The organism is Desulfosporosinus sp. (assembly GCF_014237355.1).
In the GTDB taxonomy this organism is placed as follows: Bacteria; Bacillota; Desulfitobacteriia; order Desulfitobacteriales; family Desulfitobacteriaceae; genus Desulfosporosinus.
Genome location: NZ_JABZFS010000013.1, coordinates 72120 through 96172 on the forward strand (window position 1 = coordinate 72120; position 24053 = coordinate 96172).

The 24053-nt window shown below is 42.4% G+C and carries 20 protein-coding genes; 3 read left to right on the plus strand and 17 right to left on the minus strand.

Going from position 1 to position 24053, the window contains the following annotated elements; translation table 11 throughout:
• Positions 1–83: 83 nt before the first annotated feature.
• Positions 84–698 carry a transcriptional repressor LexA gene (lexA, locus tag HGJ98_RS02360; RefSeq protein WP_291349386.1) on the plus strand — a complete coding sequence of 205 codons (615 nt, stop codon included), beginning with the start codon at positions 84–86 and terminating at the stop codon, positions 696–698.
• Positions 699–886: 188 nt separating this feature from the next.
• Here lexA and HGJ98_RS02365 read toward each other — a convergent pair whose 3' ends face one another.
• The 17 genes from HGJ98_RS02365 to HGJ98_RS02445 form a co-directional block, all read right to left on the minus strand.
• Positions 887–1987, minus strand: coding sequence for a D-alanine--D-alanine ligase family protein (locus HGJ98_RS02365; RefSeq protein ID WP_291349387.1), 1101 nt, complete (start codon positions 1985–1987; stop codon positions 887–889).
• A gap of 140 nt (positions 1988–2127) precedes the next feature.
• The gene (gene lepB, locus HGJ98_RS02370; protein ID WP_291349388.1) at positions 2128–2673 is read right to left on the minus strand and encodes a signal peptidase I; all 546 of its coding nucleotides are present in this window, start codon (positions 2671–2673) and stop codon (positions 2128–2130) included.
• Between the two features lie 66 nt (positions 2674–2739).
• Complete coding sequence (locus HGJ98_RS02375; RefSeq protein ID WP_291349389.1) at positions 2740–4005, minus strand: methionine gamma-lyase family protein; 1266 nt, start codon at positions 4003–4005, stop codon at positions 2740–2742.
• Positions 4006–4181: 176 nt separating this feature from the next.
• Positions 4182–5795 (minus strand): GTPase HflX, encoded by a 1614-nt coding sequence (hflX, locus tag HGJ98_RS02380; protein ID WP_291349486.1) that lies wholly within the window; start codon positions 5793–5795, stop codon positions 4182–4184.
• 55 nt (positions 5796–5850) lie between these two features.
• Positions 5851–6846: an AAA family ATPase gene (locus HGJ98_RS02385; RefSeq protein WP_291349390.1), complete on the minus strand. Its 996-nt coding sequence runs from the start codon at positions 6844–6846 to the stop codon at positions 5851–5853.
• Between the two features lie 72 nt (positions 6847–6918).
• A complete protein-coding gene (gene typA / locus HGJ98_RS02390) occupies positions 6919–8742 on the minus strand; it encodes a translational GTPase TypA (RefSeq protein ID WP_291349391.1) in 1824 nt (607 codons plus the stop codon).
• 139 nt (positions 8743–8881) lie between these two features.
• On the minus strand, positions 8882–9142 hold the full coding sequence (gene hfq / locus HGJ98_RS02395; RefSeq protein ID WP_291349392.1) for an RNA chaperone Hfq: 261 nt from the start codon (positions 9140–9142) through the stop codon (positions 8882–8884).
• Between the two features lie 37 nt (positions 9143–9179).
• A complete protein-coding gene (miaA, locus tag HGJ98_RS02400) occupies positions 9180–10121 on the minus strand; it encodes a tRNA (adenosine(37)-N6)-dimethylallyltransferase MiaA (RefSeq protein ID WP_291349393.1) in 942 nt (313 codons plus the stop codon).
• A 212-nt stretch (positions 10122–10333) separates the two neighbouring features.
• A complete protein-coding gene (gene mutL, locus HGJ98_RS02405) occupies positions 10334–12238 on the minus strand; it encodes a DNA mismatch repair endonuclease MutL (protein ID WP_291349394.1) in 1905 nt (634 codons plus the stop codon).
• The gene (locus tag HGJ98_RS02410) at positions 12235–13569 is read right to left on the minus strand and encodes a histone deacetylase (RefSeq protein ID WP_291349395.1); all 1335 of its coding nucleotides are present in this window, start codon (positions 13567–13569) and stop codon (positions 12235–12237) included. The genes mutL and HGJ98_RS02410 overlap by 4 nt, the downstream gene beginning before the upstream one ends.
• Complete coding sequence (locus tag HGJ98_RS02415) at positions 13566–15242, minus strand: hydantoinase/oxoprolinase family protein (RefSeq protein WP_291349396.1); 1677 nt, start codon at positions 15240–15242, stop codon at positions 13566–13568. The genes HGJ98_RS02410 and HGJ98_RS02415 overlap by 4 nt, the downstream gene beginning before the upstream one ends.
• A gap of 372 nt (positions 15243–15614) precedes the next feature.
• The gene (gene mutS, locus HGJ98_RS02420; RefSeq protein WP_291349397.1) at positions 15615–18170 is read right to left on the minus strand and encodes a DNA mismatch repair protein MutS; all 2556 of its coding nucleotides are present in this window, start codon (positions 18168–18170) and stop codon (positions 15615–15617) included.
• Positions 18171–18301: 131 nt separating this feature from the next.
• Positions 18302–18724, minus strand: a complete 423-nt coding sequence (locus HGJ98_RS02425) for a YlbF family regulator (protein ID WP_291349398.1) — start codon at positions 18722–18724, stop codon at positions 18302–18304.
• 79 nt (positions 18725–18803) lie between these two features.
• Positions 18804–20135, minus strand: a complete 1332-nt coding sequence (gene miaB / locus HGJ98_RS02430) for a tRNA (N6-isopentenyl adenosine(37)-C2)-methylthiotransferase MiaB (protein WP_291349399.1) — start codon at positions 20133–20135, stop codon at positions 18804–18806.
• A 108-nt stretch (positions 20136–20243) separates the two neighbouring features.
• Positions 20244–21527 (minus strand): D-alanyl-D-alanine carboxypeptidase family protein, encoded by a 1284-nt coding sequence (locus HGJ98_RS02435; RefSeq protein WP_291349400.1) that lies wholly within the window; start codon positions 21525–21527, stop codon positions 20244–20246.
• 82 nt (positions 21528–21609) lie between these two features.
• Positions 21610–22455: a DegV family protein gene (locus tag HGJ98_RS02440; protein ID WP_291349401.1), complete on the minus strand. Its 846-nt coding sequence runs from the start codon at positions 22453–22455 to the stop codon at positions 21610–21612.
• A 351-nt stretch (positions 22456–22806) separates the two neighbouring features.
• A complete protein-coding gene (locus HGJ98_RS02445) occupies positions 22807–23244 on the minus strand; it encodes a thioesterase family protein (protein WP_291349402.1) in 438 nt (145 codons plus the stop codon).
• Between the two features lie 154 nt (positions 23245–23398).
• Between HGJ98_RS02445 and HGJ98_RS02450 the strand changes: the two genes are divergently transcribed.
• Positions 23399–23578: a DUF896 domain-containing protein gene (locus tag HGJ98_RS02450; protein WP_291349487.1), complete on the plus strand. Its 180-nt coding sequence runs from the start codon at positions 23399–23401 to the stop codon at positions 23576–23578.
• A gap of 151 nt (positions 23579–23729) precedes the next feature.
• On the plus strand, positions 23730–24017 hold the full coding sequence (locus HGJ98_RS02455) for a hypothetical protein (RefSeq protein WP_291349403.1): 288 nt from the start codon (positions 23730–23732) through the stop codon (positions 24015–24017).
• Positions 24018–24053 lie beyond the last annotated feature (36 nt).

Below are 24053 nucleotides of genomic sequence, written 5' to 3' on the forward strand. Positions count from 1 at the left end.
TGGTTTTGCTTTTAACGAACATTTGTTTGCACATTTTCGAGAAGAATGGTACAATATTCCTTAATAGATGGGGGTGTTTTTTTATGTACCCGGATTTATCTCAGCGACAAACAAAGATTTTGGAATTTATTAAGGATCAAATACGAAAAAAAGGATATCCACCTGCCGTTCGGGAGATAGGGGAAGCTGTTGGCCTGCTATCTAGCTCTACGGTGCATGGCCACCTCCAGACTTTGGAGGAAAAAGGATATATCCGACGTGATCCTACCAAGCCAAGGGCAATCGAGATTCTGGATAGTTCTAGTGAAGTACTCCATATTCAGAACGTAGTGCAAGTCCCAATTGTAGGACATGTTACAGCCGGCCAGCCTATTACAGCTATCGAAAACATCGAAGGTACCTTTCCTCTCTCGGCTGATTTTGTTCGCCAGGACAACATGTTCATGCTTCGTGTGCAAGGAGAGAGCATGATTGAAGCAGGAATTTTAGATGGGGATTACATTATCGTCCGTCAACAGAATCAGGCTCGCAATGGCGAAATTGTTGTGGCCTTAATTGGTGATGAGGCTACAGTAAAACGCTTCTATAAAGAAAGAACGCTCATTCGACTCCAACCGGAGAATTCTGCAATGGAGCCGATCTACTCTCAAGATGTTTCAATCTTAGGAAAAGTTGTTGGTGTTTTCCGTTCTCTCTAAGATATAAGGCACTTATAACAAGATATGCTCTAGACAAAAAAGTTAACCTTATTACCTTTATATTTCTTCAAAAAAATAGTCTATGTTCTTCTTTTGTTTGCTCAGACTGTCGTTACCTTATGTTTTCTAAGTAATTAAAAAGCCGGTTCTCCTTTTTGAGGAAAACCGGCTTTTATCTTTGCTTTAAGTTAGATTGAGATTTTGCTGATTTGCTTGTCCTTGAACCGTTCCAGGCCTAAAGAGATTAGACGGTCAATCAATTCAGGATAGGGTATTCCAGTAGCCTCCCAAAGCTTAGGATACATTGAAATTTCCGTAAAACCTGGTAAGGTATTTATCTCATTAACAAATATTTCACGTTTAGACGTTACAAAAAAATCAACTCGACTTAATCCGTTAGCTTCAACTGCACGAAAGGCTTCAATAGCCATGCTTTGTAATTCTTTAATCACTGAGTCCTCTAAGGCAGCTGGAATCAACAGACTGGATCCAATGTTTGAATATTTTGCTTCATAAGTATAAAACTCTTGCGCAGGTAAAACTTCCCCTGGAATCGACGCTATAGGCGCATCATTTCCCAGGACTGAGACTTCTATTTCTTGACCAATGATGGTCTCTTCTATGACGATTTTGCGATCAAAGATAGCTGCGGTCTTCAGGGCTTCCATCAACTCTTCACGATCATGAGCTTTAGAAATACCCACACTAGATCCTAAATTGGCAGGTTTTACGAAGCATGGATAACCTATCGTTTCTTCAATCTCGTTCAGACATTGTTCCGGACCATTGAGGAATTCAGATCGCAAAAGAGTAACATAGCGGGCTAAGGGCAGATTCTTTTCCAGAAAAACCGCTTTCATACGATCTTTATCCATACCAAGAGAGGATCCTAATACCCCTGAACCTACATAGGGAACATTAGCCATTTCAAGTAAACCCTGAAGAGTTCCATCTTCTCCAAAAGGACCGTGAAGGACCGGAAAAATAAGGTCAAACTTCCCTTGATCTGGGAGGGTATGCCCATTTAAAGACATAAAACGTGGGTTGGTTGGATCAATAACCAGATTAACCTGAATGGACTCATTTGGTTCAGGAAATCCATCCTTTAAAAGAGTTTCTGGTAAGACACCCCAAAACCATTGGCCTTGTTTACTAATACCGATGGTTTCAACCTTGTAACGGTTTCGGTCGATTGCTTTGTATATTGACCGTGCAGAATTTAATGAAACCTCATGCTCACCTGAGCGACCGCCAAAAAGAAGAACGACGTTTAGTTTGTGATCATCCACAATACTCCACCCTCTCAATAAGTAGTTAGATAGTAAAGTAAACCAGTATGTGCTCACTGTCCCATAAATTTTAAACTAGCCTCTCGGGATAAAGGTGCAACTTATAAAAGTATATGCGTAAAAACGAAAAAAGCTCCCACCTAACGGGCAAGAGCTCCTATTTGATCTATTGGCCAATATCGAAAAAGAGTTCTTCCAGTAATATTTTCGACGGGTAGAAATCCCCATTCTCTAGAGTCCGCACTGTTGTTGCGATTATCTCCCATAACAAAGACCGAATTGTTGGGAACCACTATTGGACCGAAATCCTTCATTGATGTTTCAAATAAATAGGGTTCATAAAGAGGTTGATCGTTAACATAGGTTTTCTTATTTCGTATTTCAACTTTATCCCCTGCTAAACCCACGACTCGCTTAATATAGTCATCCGTGGCATGAGCACTTGGCGGTGGATGAAAAACAATAATATCTCCAGGACTAATATGATCGAACCGTTTAAAGAAAAACTTGTCCACTATGACTCGGTCCTCGAGCTGAATGGTTGGAAGCATGGAACCCGTTGGGATTTTACGTGCTTCAATAACATAGGTGCGCAAAACCCAAGAAAGAGCAAAGGCAATGAGGACAATTTCTACGAGTTCTATCAAAAAACGTGCTGAACTTTTTGGTTTCTCAGATTCTTCCATATAAGCACCTCTTTTCCCCTTACATAGTAACACAGATCTACGGATGTTTAAATGGTTTAAACCTCTCTAGCGCAGCAGCCCTTGTTCCCACATAGTTAGGGCTGCTAAGATATTCCCCATTTGAACATAGGTGTAGGATATACCACCTTGCTGATAAACAATATACGGTTCACGAAGAGGTCCGTCAGCGGAAAATTCGCTGGTGGATCCTTGGATAAACGTTCCGCCAGCCATAATGATTTTATCTTCATATCCCGGCATTTCCGACGGGATAGGTAAAACATGAGAATCAATGGGTGATCCTTTTTGAAGACCTTGGCAGAAAGCAATCATTTTTTCTTGAGATCCAAGTTTGACTGCTTGAATGAGATCTGTTCTCGGGGCTTCCGGTTCCGGATGGACTTCAAACCCTAAAGCTCGCCAAAAGGCGGCAGAAAAGACTGCCCCTTTAATAGATTCGGAAACGGTTAAAGGGCTGAAGAATAAACCTTGATAAAATAAACGCTGCCACTCTAAAGTTGCTCCCATGTGCCCGCCAACCCCTGGTGCCGTTAGGCGCTGGGCACTAAGCTCCACTAAATCTGAGCGCCCGGCTACATATCCACCCGTTGGGGCTAGACTTCCTCCCAGATTTTTAATGAGGGAACCTGCCATTAAATCCACACCGATATCACCTGGTTCCTGAGCTTCGACCAGTTCTCCATAGCAATTATCAACAAAAATAATCAGTTGAGGATAGTTTGATCTGATAAAATCCACTAATTCCTTCAACTGAGCGATCATAAGTGCATTTCTCCAAGCATATCCCCGGGAACGTTGAACCATCAGCAGGCGAGTTTTATCCGTTATGGACTTTTGGATAAGATCAAACTGTAGTTTACCCATAGAGTCCAAAGGAACAGTATCATATAATACCCCAAAGTCCATGAGACTCCCTTGCCCTTTTCCCCTTAGTCCAATCACTTCTTCCAAGGTATCATAGGGTTTTCCGCTCACAGAGATAACATGATCTCCCGGGCGTAGAACTCCGAATAAAGCTGCTGCAATAGCATGTGTGCCTGATACAAACTGACCTCGGACAAGGGCTGCTTCTGTCCCTAAGATACGAGCCACTATGCCATCCAGAACCTCACGTCCTGAATCACCTAAGCCATAGCCGGTTGTTCCCTGTAAATGATAGCTTGCGACTCGTTCCTCTTGAAAGGCCTTCAAAACTTTTTCATGGTTTTGTCGTGCTATTTCTTGTAATCCAGGTAATTGACTAAAGAGTGCTTCTTCTGCTTTAGAAACTGCATCGTTAATCAATGTCGGCCATTTCTGATTCGAATACAAAAAAACTTCCTCCTAATATATAAACTAGTATAAAACTTGGTTATACCCACGCCGCCGCGCGCGAAGACACTGTCTTCGCACGTATTAACTCTTCTTGCAGACACTGTCTTCGTACTTAATTAGCATTCTTGCAGCCACACGATGGCGCCAGCCTTAGATGCACAAGGTTCCTAAAACTACCTGGTTAGCAAAGAACTAATATGTTGCCATACCGGCCTCAGAGAGTCTCCACGGGTAAGAGATATCTTGATGGGATAAGGAAGGTACCCTGCCAGCTCATTTAGATTATCGTCATCATCAACCTTATCGACTTTATTGAGCAACGTGATCATAGGTTTATCCGCACATCCCAACTGGTTTAGAACCTCCTTAACCGTTTCAGCGTGTTGGAGTGCTTGGGGATGACTGGCATCGACAACATGAATCAAACCATCCGCTTGTTGAACTTCTTCTAAGGTCGCAATAAAGGCTCGAAGAAGTTGAGTGGGCAATTTACGAATAAACCCAACTGTATCGCTTAGCAGGATTTCTAGAGTAGAGTCAATTTTAATACTACGAACAATCGGATCTAAGGTAGCAAATAACTTGTTTTCACCGGCTGGTAAGTCTGATCTGCTGCCGGCTCTCTCCATAGCAAGTTTCATAAAGGTTGTTTTCCCAGTATTAGTATACCCTACTAAAGCAATGATCGGCAGTCCACTTCTGGTTCTTTGTCGGCGCTGTACATCACGGTGCTGTAAGACGAGCTTTAATTCTTTCTCAAGGGAATTTATACGGTCTCGCATTCTTCTTCGATCAAGCTCCAATTTTGTTTCGCCAGGTCCCCGGGAGCCAACTCCCGCACCTAAACGAGAGAGAGCTTGTCCCTGTCCGGTCAAATAAGGCAGGAGATGCTTAAGCTGTGCTAATTCGACTTGCAGTTTACCCTCTCGAGACTGAGCACGCTGGGCAAAGATGTCCAAGATTAATCCCGTACGATCGAGAACTTTTAATCCGGTTTCCATCTCTAATGTTCGCAACTGGGTTGGAGATAGTTCATCATCACAGATTAGAACATTAGCTTCCGTCTCCTGTAGACGGTGAACCAATTCTTCAAGTTTTCCGCTGCCAAAATAGCTGCGTGTTTGACCATAGCGACGTAACTGGACCAACTGACCGACCACATTGACTCCGGCGGTACGAGCCAGTTCCCGCAGTTCTAATAAATCTTCATTCGTTTCTTGTTCACTTTCTTCCAGAGCAATTAAGAAAGCACGTTCTTTCCCTTGCGCGGTCACAGTTTTAAGCTTTCTAGGTGAACTTTCTTCAAGATTAGAAAGACCCTCAAGATAATCAAAGGTATCCCAATTTTGGGGACTTAGGTCAACTATATAGGGATCCCTTTCCATTCTCCGATAGGCAATTTGAATACCCGTGAGCGCCCCATCGTGAACTCCGACAGACGACATACTCTCCAGTTGTAAGGATGCCAAAGCACTATGATCCAAGGGGCTTAGTTGGTAGTTTCCATTAGGATGAGTATGAATGCACCTGAGGTGTTTTCCGATCGACCTACCCTTAATTGGTGGAAGAGCTACTGTCGCATGACGCCCTACTGCAGCTGCCAATAGGATCCCGTTCCGAGAAACATAAATGGCAATTTCTCGATTCCAAAGCTGAGTAAGGCGTATAAGCTCTTTAAGGATATCAGGATGAATTAGTTCAGAACGCTCAGTCTTAATCTCAGAAAGATGTTTTAGTTCTTGTACCTGACTTGCCCGAATTCCAGACAAGTCTCCCGAAATGTCCATGTTCATAGATTACCTCGAATTCAAAGATTTTAATGGCTACATGGGGCAGTAATTCTTACAGGTTTTCCAAGTTAATATCAGCGGGCAAAATCTGAATGAGCTCTTCACGACTTGAGCTAGGCTTTTGGAATAGACGCACTGCTTGTTTTCGCACGGTTTTCTCCACTAGGTTTCGTACAAGTCTTGCATTTCCGGCATAACGATGGGAACTAAGTAAAATTTGAAGATGAAAACGAAGGGCATCCTCAGCTTCTACAGTTAACTCATATTGTCGTGACTTGAACATTGATTTTCCGATGGCTAGCAATTCATCAAGTGTGTAATCCGGAAAATCAATATGTATTGGAAAGCGGGATCTAAGTCCTGGATTGGTTTGCATAAACCAGTCCATTTCTTGACTATACCCTGCTAAGATTAGCACAAGATTATCCTTATTGTCCTCCATGGCTTTTACTAAGGCATCAATGGCTTCCTTGCCGAAATCCTTCTCTCCTCCTCGGGCTAAGGAATAGGCTTCATCTATAAATAGGACTCCACCCAAAGCTTTTTTTACTTGCTCCCGAGTCTTTTGAGCAGTATGTCCGATATATTCACCGACAAGATCTGCACGCTCGCATTCAATAATATGTCCTTTTTGAAGAACTCCCATTTCTTTAAACAGTCGCCCGACCAAGCGTGCCACTGTTGTCTTGCCCGTCCCGGGATTCCCTTTGAAAATCATATGGAGAACAAGGGGTTCCGCTATTAGTTTTTCATGTGTTCTTCGCTTTTGGATTTCCACAAAGGCTTGCAAGTCTCGTATCAGTCGTTTAACGATCACTAATCCAATGTAGGAATCTAATTCTGCCAGGATTTCTGCAACTTTATTTCTGTCCTTATCCTTGTCTTTATCTTTTTCTTTGTCTGAGGCAGAGGAATTATTTTTACGCCCTCGCCCAATCCCCACCATTTCTACTGCAGGAGTAAGGGTGTTTTCAGTTTTGGGGGGTAAAGGAGTCTGAATTAGCGGCGGTAATTGCTTATCCTGTGCGAAGGTTATTCTGATTGTCATATGTACAGGCACCTCCCATCCTTACTACTATACGCAAGTAAGGACGAAAGGTGTCCTAAAAACCTGATGTTATTATTTCCCTGTTAAGCTTTTGGCATAACGCACACGTGACGTGTGATCAAGGAATTTCTTACGAAGACGAACGCTTTTAGGTGTAATTTCAACCAATTCGTCATCATTAATAAATTCTAAGGATTGCTCTAAGGACAGTTCCCTTGGCTTATCAAGGCGTAGAGCCTCATCCGCTGAACTGGTACGCATATTTGTCAGCTGCTTTTTCTTACATACATTAACTTCAATATCTTGCTCCCGCTTATTCTCTCCAACAATCATACCTGCATACACATGAAGGCCCGGATCGACAAATAAAGTGCCTCGCTCTTGAGCTGAATATAACCCGTAGGCGTTGGTTTCCCCTTCTTCAAAGGCGATGAGGGCACCACGATTTCGTCCTGGGATATCTCCTTTATAGGGTTCATACCCCATAAACATATGACTCATCATTCCCTCTCCGCGAGTTTGAGATAAAAATTCTCCCCGGAATCCGATCAGTCCTCTCGCTGGAATTTTAAACTCAACGCGCATCTGAGTTTCAGAGAGGTTCGTCATATTAGCCATTTCAGCTTTACGCTTACCGAGCAGTTCCATAATTGCGCCTAATGAACTCTCATGAAGGTCACATATTAAGAATTCCATAGGTTCGCATTTTACACCGTCAATGATTTTATAAATAACTTCCGGTTTAGAAACCTGGAGTTCGAACCCTTCCCGCCGCATATTCTCAATCAATATCGAGAGGTGAAGTTCTCCCCGACCTGACACTTGGAAGCAATCAGCAGAGTCTGTTTCTTCTACTCTTAGGCTGACATTCGTCTCAACTTCCTTCCAGAGACGCTCGCGGATCTTACGAGAGGTTACAAAATGCCCTTCACGCCCAGCGAAGGGGCTATTATTAACCATGAAATTCATGGATAAGGTTGGCTCATCCACTTCAATGGTGGGTAAAGCTTCCGGGTTTAGAGCACATGCCACGGTTTCCCCAATATTAGCACTGGTTAACCCGGTAAGTGCGACAATTTCTCCGGCTGAAGCCTCGGAAACCACTTCACGCTTTAAGCCATCATAAATCATGACTTTACCGACTTTAGTACGTTCAAAGCTTTCATCCCGTTTGATTAAAGTTACGTTTTCATTCTGATGAATTGTTCCACGGACAATGCGACCAACCACAATCTTGCCAACATAATCGTCATAGTCCAGTGTGGTGACGAGCATTTGGAAGGGTGCTTCCAGATCAACAACGGGTGCAGGGATATGCTCTAGAATGACAGAGAATAAAGAGGATAAGGAATCTTCCAGAGCATCAGGGTCAAGCCCTGCTATGCCAGTACGTGCCGATGCATAAACCACCGGAAAATCCAACTGATCGTCGTCTGCACCAAGCTCAATAAAGAGGTCTAAAACCTCGTCGACCACTTCTGCCGGACGAGCATCCGGGCGATCTATTTTATTGATTACGACTATCGGAACAAGTTTAAGTTCTAGGGCTTTACGTAAAACAAACCGTGTTTGAGGCATTGGCCCTTCAAAGGAATCGACAATGAGGAGTACTCCATTAACCATCTGTAATACACGTTCAACTTCGCCGCCAAAATCAGCGTGTCCTGGGGTGTCAATAATATTGATCTTTGTTCCTTCCCAGTGGACTGCGGTATTTTTGGACAAAATTGTAATTCCACGTTCACGTTCTAAATCATTGGAATCCATAACGCGTTCAATTACTTGTTGATTAGCTCGGAAGGTTCCACTTTGTTTTAACATAGCATCAACAAGCGTGGTTTTCCCATGATCTACGTGAGCGATAATAGCAATGTTTCTTAAGTTTCGAGTTTCCATAGTTGGGCTGAATTCCTTTCTATTCCTAAATATAATTATATCACTTAAAGATATCATAGTTGACTATTGAATTCAAGCACAAAGAACTAAGTTCGATGTTAACCGAACTTAGTTCTTTAGGTTTTGGGGCAACCTTTAGTTATCGTGGATTGTTTGCTGCTGATTCTGCTGCACTAGCAGCCGCTATGTTGATCGGGCGAATTGGCATAACCGTCGAAATAGCATGTTTATAAACCATTTGTTGTCTACCTTCAAATTCGATGACAACGGTAAAGTTATCAAATCCTTTTATTAGGCCCTTTAGCTGAAATCCGTTAACCAAATAAATGGTCACTGGAAGGTTTTCTTTACGCACCTGGTTTAAAAAGGTATCTTGTAAATTGATGGGCGATTTGTTCATTTATTTTCCTCCATCACCTTATATTTCTACTCTGACCCTATTTTACACGAGATTGACATGCTCTGCAAGCTTGAGCGACTGACTCAACCAGAACATTGAGATCTGTCTTTATATCGAACCAACGGATCCTAGGATCTCGTCGAAACCAAGTTAGTTGACGTTTGGCAAAATGTCGGGTATCTCTTTGTAATAAACGCAGCATCTCAGGTTTTGTGACAACTCCCTTTAAAAACCAAAGGGCGTGACGATAACCAATACTTTGTAAGGGTTTTAAGCTTAAAGGATAACCCTCAGATATAAGCGCTAAGGTCTCTTCTAATAGGCCCTGTGAAAGCATTGTGACGCAGCGTTGATTGATCCGTTCATAGATTAAATCCCGTGGAGCAGTTAGTCCGATATACACAATCGATGGGTCAAGAGGCTGGTACTCATAATCATTAAATTGACGTTGGCTTGAGAGAGTTTTACCAGTTAATTCGTAAACTTCCAGGGCTCGAACAACTCGCAGAACATTGTTGGGATGTAACTGCTCAGCCGTATCAGGGTCTCGTTTTCTAAGTTCTTCATGTAATGCTTCATTCCCGTTTAATAAAGCAAACTCATTCCATTTAGTCCGAATTTCTTCACAACCCTGTTGAGCAAAGTCGTAGGGATCGAGTAAGGAACGGATATAAAGCCCAGTTCCACCTACAACAATTGGAACATGTCCACGACCTCTAATCTCTTCAATTAAAGACGTAGCCATAACCTTAAATTGTGCGGCGGTAAAAGGCTCCGCAGGATCAAGAAAATCAATCAGATGATGTGGAACGAGTTCAAGTTCTTCTCTAGTGGGTTTAGCTGACCCAATGTCTAGTTTTTTGTAAACCTGGACAGAATCCCCGGAGATAATTTCTCCACCTAGCTTCTGGGCAAGAGCTAAACCGAGGGCTGACTTGCCAATGCCGGTTGGACCAATAATTATTACAAGTGGATGCACGAAACCACCTCCATTAAACTAGACCGAAATCCTGTTATTAATCGATGGACACCACTTGTTCAACTTAGTTAAACGAGTGAATCTGCCTTATTTTATTCCTAGCCATAGCCATAGCCATAGCCAATATTTAGCCTATTGATTAGTATACCCGGCACAGCATGCAGGCAAACTCCTGGGGGTTTTGTTCACAAAGTCACTTGGTGGCAACTAATCTAGGTGCGATAAAAGCGTTTTTCTAATTCAGTACGAGTCATTGTAACCATTGTAGGTCGTCCGTGTGGGCAGGTATAGGGATTTTGAGTAAGGCTAAGCTTGGCAATAAGTTGTTCCATTTCAGGCAAGTTCAGGGGATCTTGGGCTTTAATCGATTCTTTACAAGCTAACATATAAACCCATTCTTCCAACATCTTATCGAAGGTCGGAGGAGAATTCTTTAATAAGACCTCGTCGATAAACTCACGAAGTAAATCATCAGGTTGATTGGATCCTGTTTGAATGGGCACGCCGCGCAGTAAATAAGTTCGTGAACCGAATTGTTCCAGAATGAACCCCATCTCGTTTAGAATCCATAAGTTCTCAAGTAAGGCTTGTTCCTCTTGCAGAGTAAACTCCATAGCAAGGGGAATCAAAAGCGTCTGACTGGCTAGTTCTGCTTGTCTGAACTCCCTTAATATCCGCTCATAGTTTATCCGCTCATGAGCAGCATGTTGGTCTATCATAAAAAGTACGTTACCGTCAGTCGCTAAGATGTAGGTGTTAAATAGCTGGGTTATGGGCCATATATGGTTCAGAGGTTGATCGGCTTGCAAAGGATCCAAGTCCTGAGAATTCTCCGGATGTTCTAAGATCTCTTCTGCCTTTGGTTTGATTGTTGCTATACTGTCCAGGGGTTTTAACTGAGGTTCTAAAATAGATTCAAGGAGTTTAGGTTGTTTCGTTGTTTCAGGCTTGAAATTGATTTGCGGTTGGCTATAGGTTTTGGGTGCTTCTGACTCTTGAATAATTAACTCCGTTGTCTTATTGGTAGGTCGAGAAGGTGTCTCCGAATTTGGAACGCTTATAGACGTGTTAGGAGCTTTAGGAGGAGGTGAAAGGGTTACTTTGGTTAGAATCGAAGGTAATGGTTTACTATTAATCAACGTATTATGAACAGCCTCACGAATAAAGAGGGTTAAGGCATGCTCCTCCTTAAACCGCACATCCATTTTCGTAGGGTGAACGTTCACATCATACTCAGTAGGCGGAACCGTCAAGTGAAGCACAACAATTGGGTGAAGCTTTGCCGGGATCAGAGTGTGATATCCATCAGCAATGGCTCGACTTAATAATGGTGATCGAATGATACGTCCATTGAGCATAAAGAATTGAGCTTGTTTCGACGATCGGACTAAGTTGGGTGGACTGATAAAACCTTCAAGGCGCCAATTTTCGTGCAATACGTTTATAGGAATAAGCTGGCGAGCGATGGCATGTCCAAGGACTGCAGCGATGGCTTCCCTTAAATCCCCACGTCCGGAGGTTTGTAAAACAACCTGGTGAGGATGGGCTAGGGAAAAAGCGACATCCGGATGGGCAAGGGCCATTCGTCCAACGGTATCGCTGATTAGACCAAATTCGGTAGGGGTGGACTTTAAAAACTTTAAGCGTGCAGGGGTATTAAAAAAGAGATTTCGAACCGTAACGGATGTTCCAACAGGGCAGCCGATTTCTTTAAACTCGCCTTGTTCTCCGCCGTCCAGAGTATAGCTTATTCCAGCGGCTTCATTAGCTGGACGTGAGGATATTTCTAAATAGGAAACCGAGGCAATACTGGGAAGTGCTTCTCCTCTGAACCCTAGGGTCTTCAGATGATCTAAGTCTTCAATCTGAGAAATTTTACTAGTTGCATGTCGGATGACTGCCAGAGGTAAGTCCGCAATTCCTATTCCACTACCATCATCCCGCACCTGAATTAAAGGGACTCCGTTTCCTTCTATGGTTATATCTATACGTTTTGCCCCAGCATCGAGAGAATTCTCGACCAACTCCTTGACCACAGAGGCAGGACGTTCAACAACTTCTCCAGCGGAGATTTGGTTTGCTGAGTGCGCATCAAGAATATGAATTAGCGGTGTCAATACTCCCTCAGTCCTTCTTTCTTAGTCCAAACATAGTATCGATCCTGTAACTGATTTTGCAACAGCCCACTTATGATATCCTCCCTCGATTGTTGAATATGCTCCCAAAGGTCATACCCCCCTTGTTCGCAACTCGGACAGGCCTGGAAGGGAATCCTCACGAGGATTGACTTCTGCGTATACCGTCTGCTTTCTATATAGACGGTTCCTCCACAATGACTGCACTCACGAATGTAATCATGGCGGGTTTCTTGAAATCCCTCTGTATCATAATAGACGGAATGAGGACTGTAAAACCAATTTCCTTTTGGAAAATGGGTCTTGTTCTGGATGGAGATTTTTTGCTTGGCAGTTTGCTGTTGCTTTTGAAGCTCTTGAATATAGGGTTTTAGTGCGGTTAAGGTTAATGAAGAACGTTTCTGTTTCTGGGGTTCACGAACGTGATGATAGTCTTCTCCGGCAAGGGCAAGTAAGATAGCTAAATTGACATAAGGTAGTGCCCCTTCAATAGAATATCCACCTTCAAGGACGGCTAGATCCGGCTGAAGCAGCTCAGTAATCCGACCATATCCACCAGCGGTTAGATTCATGGAGGCCAGTGGATCCGTGAAATGATTATCCTGTCCTGCAGAATTAATAATCATTTCAGGAGCAAACGCCTGAAGTCGCGGCAGTACCCAATTTTCTAAAACATAGTGGTAGCCTTCATCACCAGTGCCTGGGGGAAGGGGAATGTTTAAGGTCTGATCCCATGCATTAGGACCTCCCTTTTCATGAACGAACCCCGTTCCGGGAAAAAGGGTGCGACCATCTTGATGAAGAGAAATAAAGAGAACATTAGGGTCATGGTAAAAAATATCTTGAGTTCCGTCACCATGATGGACATCCGTATCAACAATCGCAATTCGTTTTATTCCAAACCGGGCTCTTAGATAGTTTACAAGCATACCTTCATTATTTAGAGAGCAAAATCCACGATTTCCCCACACCGTTGCCCCCGAATGATGTCCGGGGGGCCGAGCCATCACAAAACCATTATGAATGTCACCCTTCACTTGGGCTTCTCCGAGGAGAAGTGAACTTCCTGCAGAAATAAGATGGGGATCTAGGGTTTCCAGATGTGTTCCCGGATGAGGAAATAAGGCTTGCGCTCTAAGTACATCTTTAATAGCGGCGACACGGGGGGAAAACTGTTTGATTTGAGGTAAATCCAGAATTCCTTCTTCAAAAAGTTGTTCTTGAGTATAAAGAAGACGCTCTTCACGCTCCGGATGGGAATCCCCTAATGACCAATCAAAGGCTGGGAAAAATAAAATTCCTGTTCGTTTCATTCTCTTACCCTCCCGATCACACCTGGTCGCATATGAACAGCCCCACGGACAATTTGACCTACCGTTTGATAATTTTGCACGATGGGAAAGAAATCAAAGGGTTCCTTCTCCATATCTTGTAGTTGAATATCATAGTGGGCAGCCTGCTTTTGTACAAGGGTTTCCAGAAATCCCTCCACTTCCCGGTGAGGGCGCAGTGATCCCGTCCATTTCCCTTGTTCTCCCGTCTCTTCAACCCGATAATGCTTCATATATGTATCAAGATGAAGGGTACAGTCAAAGGTGGGTCTAGCCAGTGCAGCACCTAAGGCATTAGATACTTCCGGGAAAGCGCCGAGACGAACAGAGGTCTTTAGTCGTTTTCCTAAGGCGGTTGCAATTCCTCTTGCTCCCCCACCGCTGACCAAGGTATTAAATTCTTTGCTCTCATGGGGATGGAGAACTTGCCAAACTTTATAAGCCGGTTCGTCTTCCCACTCTCGCTTAAGTGAACCAACAGCCTCGATGATTCGGTCAACCACTCTATCGATGATTCCCGCAGCCAGTTCCTGAAGGAATTGTGGGGTTCTCTGTTCAGGCGATAAAAGGGTGGCCAATCCTTCTTCAGCCAGTTGTAGGTTTCCATAGTCAATTAAGCCAAGATAACGCATAGCATCCGTTGGGGTTGGTGCCTTTCCACCCAGACAATAGGCTGCTCCAAGTCTATATGGCTCAATGATAAAGCCTCGATCATTCTGATCATTCGAGCGGACAACGGAGTCACCACCCACTGGAATCGAACGAACCGCTAGTGAGCGAACTAGCGTAGAAAACCCACCTATCTTGGCACCTTTAGAGCTCAGTAGTGGAACACCGGACAGTATGAGGCCAATATCTGTCGTTGTACCGCCAATATCAACAATAATCGATGAGGAATCCGGTTCAATTTGAGTAAGAGCTGCTAACACACTCGCTGCCGGTCCAGAATAAATAGAATCTATGGGTCGAATCTTGGCGAGGGGCAAATTTCCCCCATCTGCTTTTAAGATAAAGATAGGAGCTTGAATTTTTCGAGCCCTTAATGCATTTTGCAAGTTCTGGGCGAATTGCTGATATAACTCAGAAACACCTAGATTTAGATAGGTTGTCAGACTACGCCGGTAAAAATTGGCTTGTCCCCACTCATGCCCCAAGGCAATCCTCAAAGATGGATGTCGTTCTTTTAAGAAACCCGCCAGCTGTTCCTCATGAAGAGAGTTTCGGTGAGAAAACTTTCCCACAATGGCAACATGAGATCTGTTAGCCTGAGCTGCTGATAATGGAAGGCTCTCCCATTCCTGTTGATTAGGGGCCTCAATTTCTCTACCTCTAAAATCCATCTCTCCAGTAAGTTCTGTGTAGTTGACTGGCCAAGGAAGCGCATCGATTTTCATCCCATGTCCTGAAAACAAAAGTAACTCAACGGGTGGTATTCGATTTTGGAGAATTGCATTAGTAACAAGTGTGGTACTTACCGTGATCTGGTTAATCTCTTGTTCATCTGAGATATTCAAGGTATCAAAAGCATTCATAAGGGTTTCTACTAAGTTTTCCGACTCGGTAGGTACCTTTGCTGTGTGTTGGATCCGTCCATTTTTAAAAAACACGGCATCAGTATAGGTGCCTCCCACATCAATTCCTACTCGATTATTCATAAGATCCCCCCTACTCGATGTTTGATATTGGTGGTTCGCTTTTTATGCTCAAACGTCTAAAGACGTTTTTGACTATGAAAGCTGAACGCTGAACGCTGAACGTTAGCCTTTGAACTTAGGATAGGAATCTGTCCACTTTTCATATCACCAATTTGCAATACTGCTTGGTTTCACCCCGTCCCATTGACACATTGACACTCCCTTTCGCGTCATTGCTGCGAAAGCATCTCATAGCTGTGTCATCCTGAAGGAGGGACGACTGAAGGATCTAGATCCTTCGCTATCGCTCAGGATGACGGTTAGCCAAAACTCTCACTCATACCCTCATCTAGATCTTCGACGAACTAACTACGACCTACGAACCACGAGTAGCTACATGGTTTCTGTCGCTTGTATGCGTTCTCGTAAGTCAAAGAGGTACTGAAGGGCTTGGCGCGGAGTCATATCTTCTAAGGTTAGTTTTTCGACTTCTTGCAAAAGTGGATGGATTTTCGGAACGTCAAAGAGAGAAAACTGAGTGATAACCTCGGTTGGTTTTGCTGCTAGAGTATGTGCGGGTTCTGAAGACTCTAATTCTAATAATAATGTCTTAGCCCGCTGAAGTAAATCTTGGGGAAGACCGGCTAAACGAGCTACCTGAATACCATAACTACGGTCTGCGCGACCAGGTAAGATTTTGTGTAAAAACACAATATCCTCTCCCCGTTCTTTTACGCCGACATGGAGGTTAAAAAACCCGGAAAATTCGTCTTGAAGCAGAGTTAACTCATGATAATGAGTAGCAAAAAGGGTTTTGGGGGTGAACTCAGGATTTTGTACAAGGTGTTCAGCAACTGCCCAGGCGATGCTGAGTCCATCGTAGGTAGCGGTCCCCCGCCCAATTTCATCTAAAATGATCAAACTTTTTCTACTAGCGTAATTTAAAATATGAGCTACTTCCTGCATCTCAACCATAAACGTACTTTGACCGGCGGCTAAGTCATCTGAGGCACCGACTCGTGTAAAGATACGATCAACCAGTGAAATGCTTGCTTTGTTAGCGGGGACAAAGGACCCAATATGAGCCATCAGAACAATTAAAGCAACCTGGCGCATATAGGTCGATTTTCCCGCCATATTGGGACCAGTGATTAGAGCTAAATGCTGACCTTCGGACAAATGCGTATCGTTTGGAACAAAGACACTTTGATCCAGCATTTTTTCAACGACTGGATGTCGACCATCTGTTATGAGAATCTGACCATCGTCCTTCAACTGAGGACGTACATAATAGTTGCGAACTGCCACCTCTGCTAAACTGACAAAAACATCAATTTCGGCAAGTGCCCGAGCTACACGAATTATTCTCTTAGTATTTATTCGGACGTCTTCACGTAAAGCTAAAAAAAGGTCATACTCAAGTTCTTTAAGCTTTTCTTCTGCGCCAATAATTTTAAGCTCATATTCTTTGAGCTCTGGCGTAATAAAGCGTTCTGCATTGGACAAGGTCTGCTTGCGTTGATAGTCCGTCGGAATAAGATGGGCATTGGCATGGGTAATTTCGATGTAGTAACCAAAAACTTTGTTATATCCTATCTTTAGGGACCGAATCCCTGTACGTTCTCGTTCAGCATTCTCCAGCTTAGCCAACCATTCTTTGCCGCCTGTCGAGATAATCCGTAATTCGTCCACTTCTTTAGAGTACCCAGTTTTGATTAGGCTGCCCTCACGTAAAGAGAGCGGCGGATTTGGGTTAAGCGCCCTTTGTAGTTTAGAGACTAAGGGATCAAGACCCTCCAAATCGGGAATCTTTAGTTTTAGGGTTTCTGCGGTACTTGGTGTGATAAGTGTGCAAAGTTCGGGAAGCAAGGCTAAGGTTTGAGTTAGAGCTAGTAAGTCTTTAGCATTAGCCGTTCCGTAGGACACCTTCCCCATCAGACGTTCTAAATCATAAACCTCAGAAAGTAGTTTAAACAGATCTTTGCGAAGAAACGAATCTGATATCAATTCTTCAACAGAGTTAAGGCGACCTTCTATTTCATCTTGCCTAAGCAAGGGTTTATCAATCCAATGCCTTAAGAGCCTTCCTCCAAATGCGGTTTGGGTTAAGTCAAGAACTGAAAGTAGTGTTCCTTTCTTCCCATCCCCTCGAAGGGATTCAGTAAGTTCTAGGTTCCGTCGTGTCCATTGGTCGAGGAACATCCATCGTTCGGGACGGTAAGTTTTGATTTCTATGATATGGGTAGGATCTACCCCCGGCATAGTTTCCAGCAAGTAGGTCCATAAACCTGAAGCAGCTAGGGCAGCGACAGGAAACTCTTTAAATAACGTCTCCTGACCTTTAAAATGTTCACCCAGCGTTTGGCTGTCAAATGTCTTTCCGTCGCGCAGGGTACAATAATATCCCACCCAGTGTTTGGGCTTTTTCATTAACTCAGGAGGCAGGAGGAGTTCAGCAGGGTTGATTCGAGACACTTCCGCAAGCAAAACATTGAGATCGGTGGTTTGGAAAATGGTAAACTCTCCAGTGGATAAATCTAAAAAGGATAACCCCCAGCTTTCAGAGTAATATACACTAGCTAAGTAGTGATTTGAACGGTCTGAAATCGATTCTGTTAATGTACCCGGGGAAACAATTCGGATAATATCACGTTTGACAATCCCTTTGGCATCTTTGGCATCCTCCACTTGTTCACAAATGGCAACCTTGTGACCCGACCGAACGAGTCTTGACAAATAATTATCAACAGCGTGATAAGGAACTCCGCACATGGGAATACGTTTACCTTCCCCTGCATCTCGTCCGGTTAAGGCAATTTGTAAGATGGGTGCTGCAAGTTCAGCATCTTCACCAAACATTTCATAAAAATCACCTAAACGGAAAAACAGAATAGCATCGGGGGCTTTTTCTTTAATACTACGATATTGTCTCATCATGGGGGTAGTCATACTTGTCTTCTCCCCTTTTAGATTAAGTTCTGATTCAGGCGTAGGGATTCATAAATTGCCCCTATAAATTTAAAAAAGGGAAGAGCTACCAATTAGCCCTTCCCTCTTCTTGTTAGACATTTGTATGGGGTTTAGCTGCAACCACAGCCTGAGCTACCGCAGCCACCTGGATTACAACCTCCAGGCTCGCAGGTGTTATCCGCACAGGAACAACCATCCGAAGAATTTGCAATAGCACCTGCTAGAATAGCATTAACGCTATCTAACATTTGCGTGAAATTGTCTTGTGCTTTCATATAAGCTGCAATGGCCTCGTTCGCCTCGACTTTAGCTTCAATTTCATCGACCGCTTTTTTATCAGCTTCAGAAGGCTCTTCACCATTTTGTTGCGCTTCCATAAACCGTTCTTGAGCTTTCTGTAATTCTGCAATCAAAAGTTGGGCAGAAGCATCAGCAGCCATGGCATCTTCCTTGCTGTGTAGTTCTTCAAGCTCTGAGCTTCGGGCAATGGCATCTGCCAAGAGTCGGGCATTTTCAATAATTTCATTCGTCATGTGTGTTCCACACCTCCGTATACTACATTCTACATAGACTAACATGATTCCTGCTTTAAATTGCGGGTTTAAACAAATTCTACGCTTTAGTTTGAATATCTCCAACTAGGGTCCAGGTCCCAGCTTCAGTTATCCTGATATTAACTAATGACCCAATCTGATCTGGATTTCCATCAAAAACAACTAATTCGTTTCCCCGGGTTCGTCCTACTAGGCGCTCTGGATTAGTTTTACTAGGTCCTTCAACAAGAACTTCATAAGATTTTCCGAGCATCTTTTGCCGCCATTCTAAACTGTTCTGGTTTTGTACACTCATCAATCTCTGTAAGCGACGTTTTTTAACATCTAGAGGAATTTGATCCTCCAATTCTGCAGCCAGGGTTCCTGAACGTTTAGAATACATAAAGGTAAAGGCATGACTATAGCGAATTAACTTCATAATTTCTAAGGTCTGTTCAAAATCCTCTTCCGATTCACCAGGAAACCCAACAATTATATCCGTTGTTAAGCTTGCCTCCGGCAAAAATTCGTGAATCTTATCAACTCGACTTAAATAGTATTCCCTTGTGTATTTCCGATTCATGCGTTCTAAAATAAAATTACTGCCTGATTGAATGGGGAGATGAAAATGCTCGCAGAGCTTCGTTCCTTGAGCGACGGTCTCAATTAACTTATCGGACAAATCCTTAGGATGTGAGGTGATAAAACGGACTCGTAATAAATCCGGTATTTGATCTACTTCCTGTAACAAGTCTGCAAAGTCATAGGTGGGGGTAAATTCCTTACCGTAAGAATTTACGTTCTGGCCAAGTAAGGTTACTTCACGACATCCACTAGAAACAAGGTCTCTAATCTCATTAATGATTTCCTCAGGTTTACGACTTCTTTCTCTACCACGTACATGAGGAACAATGCAATAAGAACAGAAATTATTACATCCGTACATAATATTTACGTTTGCTTGCAGCTTACCTTTTTCTGCTTGCGGAGTGGATTCTATCGTCGTTTTTGGTTCTTGCCATACTTCAGCGACTTTTTCTCCCTGCTCTGCTTGATGGAGAAGAGTCGAAAAATCGTGCAAATTATGTGTTCCAGCCCAAATATCAATATGAGGAGCTCGTTTCTTCAACCGCTCTAAGGCACCCGGTTGTTGGACCATACAGCCGCTAATAGCAATTTTCAAGTTTGGGTTGTCTTCTTTTAGTTTTTTTAATTCACCAATTTTCCCAAGTATTTTATTTTCCGCGCTTTCTCTTACACAGCAGGTATTTATGATAACTAGATCTGCATTTATAAGATCATCTGAACTCGTGTAGCCTTCTTGTCTTGTAATATGAGTCAATGTTTCAGCATCACGCTCAGACATCTGACATCCGTAGGCTAATGTAACAACTTTTTTATCTTTTTTCAAGATCTGTTCAACTCCAAATCATGACCATTATTTATATAATCTCATTATAATGCTTTATTAATACAAGAACAAATTATGGCCGGCATAATTTGTTCTTGATTTAGTATTTCACTTCATTTTAGTATGATTTGTATGAATACTTCCCGTTAAATCTTTCCTTCTCGATAGCCGAGCCTGTCTCCGCCAATAACGAGCCTTTTTCCTTTGATTATTATTGATAATGAGCCCAATTACAGTAATAACCATGATTGACCCGATAATCCAGGATAAATGAGAAGAACCCAAAGAGTCGATACTAGAAGAAACCGGTTCGACGTTTCTTGATGTTTTTAAGGGAAATGTATTTACGAGAGTATCCCCATCTCGAACATCTACCTTAGCAACCACTTGTCCTTTGTCTACAGAAGTCAATTCGCTGGTGTACAAGGGGGTTACCCTTAGGCTAAGCATTGGCTGCTGTTCATTCAGTTTATGTGTTACGATGATCGGATGGTCGATAACGAGATCAACTGGTTCATCATTTACGGTAATGGAGGAAATGATTGTACCACTCGGTTTGAGGACCGAGTTGTTAAACTGGGTAAAGCCATACTCAAACATAGCCTGCATATCAGTGTAGATCTCACTTCCTGGGGACTTGAGTATCACACCAATGAGTTGACGACCATCTTTTGAGGCCGATGCAACCAGACAGTTTTTTGCAGCGGCAGTATAGCCTAATTTAATTCCATCAACATAAGGGTCTCTCCATAATAATTTATTTTGATTAACCATCAGTACGGGAACATCCGTTTTGGCTCTGGAGATAGGCTGGGTTTTAGTTCGGACATACTCTGCAAATACTGGATTTTGATAAGCTACACGCGCAATAAGAGCGAGATCGTGAGGGGTTGTGACATGTCCCTCTTCTGTTAAACCACTTGGATTAACAAAGTGAGTCTGAGTTGCACCAATCTCCTGAGCTCGTTGATTCATCATATCTACAAATTGTGGTACACCATTCCCTATATGTTCCGCTAATGCAACTGCCGCATCGTTAGCGGAATTTAATAAAGTAGCATAGAGAAGGTCTTTAAACTCTAGTACTTCTCCTGGTTCAAGATATATTTGAGTACCGTAAACAATCTCATTGTTTAGCATTGTAGAACTTGCAGTTACTTTATCACTAAAATTTCCTTTTTCAATCGCTAATAGTCCGGTCATAATCTTGGTAGTACTTGCCGGTGCTAATTGTTTATCGGGGTTTTTCGTAAAAAGGGCTTGTCCAGACGCTACATCAATTAAATATGCCCCCTCTCCACGTATGACCGGCGGAACGTTCTGAGCATTAACAATGGGCGTAAAACTAAACGTCAAATATACTGCTAGTATAATAGCCGTGATGAATTTCAACGAAAAATGCCTCCTATAACCGAAAAAGTTTATCAATTAGACTATATTTAGTATTGGTAAAGAAAAATTTAGTTTATACTTTCTATTTAGTGTAAAAAAGCGCTAGTGTTCCTGGTCCTGTGTGGCTTCCCACAACGCAACCAATATCACTAATCCAAATATCTTTCACTTTAAACCGTTGCTTAATTTCATCTGCTAAGATTTGAGCATCCTTAAAACAAGCTGAATGAGATATCCCGATCACTTGTTGCTCAGGATTAGCAATCTCTTGTTCCATAACATTCACTAATTTACGAATAGCAGCTCGGCGAGTTCGAACTTTGGCATAAGGTTCAATCGTTCCTTGAGGGGTAAAATGCAAAACAGGTTTGACATCAAGTAGTCCCCCAATAAACCCAGCCGGTTTGCTAATCCTTCCCCCTTTAACGAGGTAGTCAAGAGTGTCTAAGGTGAAAACATAACGCATGTTATTGCGGTAGTTTAAGATAGTCTCTTTTACCTCAGACCATGAAGTCGCTGATTCTAAGGCAGTCTTGGCGAAAAGAGCCAGTAATCCATATCCAAATGAAGCACCTAAGCTATCAATTATATGGACCCTTTCCGGAGCTGAGCACATTTCACGAATCATTTGAGCCGTGGAAAAGGTAGCACTTAAACCGGATGAAAGATGAATTGCTACCACTTCATGCCCTTCGGCTAAGGTTTTTTCGTATTGTTCCAACAATGAATTCGGATTAGGCTGTGATGTTTTAGGAAGTTCTTTAAAGGAATCAAATTGGGCATAAAAATCCTTGGTTTCTAAATTAACTCCTTCTAAATAAGTCTTATCATCAATGGTTACAGGCATTGGAACAACTATGATTCCAGCTGTAGTTGCTTTGTCTATGGGGATATCAGACGAACTATCAACAATTACTTTGAAGGACACATAGCACACCTCCAACAAAAAGATAACTTAATTTTTATTCGTGGGTGGGCAATAAATCTCCTGCAATCTACAAAAAAATAAAGCCCATCAAAGCGATAGGCTAATTCTTACTTAATTATGAAGTTTAACACAGGTTAAGAATGAGGATGATCTTAGAACTTTTGGATGATTGCATGGTGCCCGAGGGTAGCCATTAGGTTTGAAAGTTCCTGCTTCTTCACAACTCGATAGTTTACTTCTTCTCCTTCAATCCAAGTAACAAGAAACATACAATCCCTTCTCTCCTTGTATTATGTATACATAATACCACGTAAGATAGGATAACACAATCACTTTATCAATAACTTTTATCTATGATAAAGGCACCACTGAAGCAGTATGTTTTTCAAGGATCGGTTGCAATCGCTGCCAAATTTCATATTTACGGACATCTGACGGACGGCCATTTTGGTTAATGAATACGTGAACTGTCTTTCCATCAGCCACAAGAGTTTCATCGCGATAGACGTGATAAGTAAAGGTAACGCTTCGAGACGTCATACTCTCAACTTTTGTAACGACTACTAGTTCATCGTCGTAGCGAGTAGGTTTTCGATAACGACAATTTGCTTCCACTACGGCTAACCCCAACCCTTGTTTCTCAAACTCGGTATAAGGAAGATTTAAATCTCGAAATAATTCCGATCTGCCAACTTCAAACCAGATAAGATAATTTGAATGATAGACTATTCCCATTTGATCTGTTTCCGCATAACGAACTCGCAAATTAGTATTTGAAGATAAAGCCAATTTAATAACCTACTTTCAAGTGTATTTAAGATTGATTCATGCTAGCTATGCTTTCTAGGAGAGAAAATTGTAATTAATTATACCTAATGGTATAATGTGCAAAACATTGATTGACAGGATAAAAGGAGGACTCTTTCCCTTGAGTATTTCACCAATGCAAATAATTATCGAACGAATAAATGAGTTGTCCAAGAAGCAACGATCGATTGGTTTAGAAGAATGGGAGCGTGCTGAACAAGAAGCCTTACGCCAAGAGTATTTGACATATATAAGAGAACAAGTTAAAGATACCTTGAGCAGAGCTCAAACCACACAGGATTCCCCTATCCAATAGCCCCACCAATTTGAGTATTCGACAATTTATTGCCAATCCCTTTTAAAGGATGAACATTCTCTGGATCTTGAAAATGTATTTGTTTTAAGCATTAGGCAAATAATAAGTAAGGATCAATAATCTAAGTATAGATTAAGGAGGAGGATCACCTTTGCCTGAACGTATTCTAAAATATGGTGGAGTAAAATTCCGAAATCTTGTACCGCCAGTGAAAATCAACCGTTTTATTAATCGTTTACCGCGTAATAAGCGTGAGTCATTGTTTGAAATCGCTACTGAACTTCAGCAAGCGGGACTCATCAGAGTCTTTAATGACCGATCACATAGTACTATTGATAAAGATACTATTGATAATCAGATGACTAATACAGGTAATTTTACTCATGAAATCCAGGGACTAAAAAGACATACTGAAGATACCAAAACTCTTCCCAAGTAATTTTTAACTAGGAGTACTGTTGAAATAACGCGAATA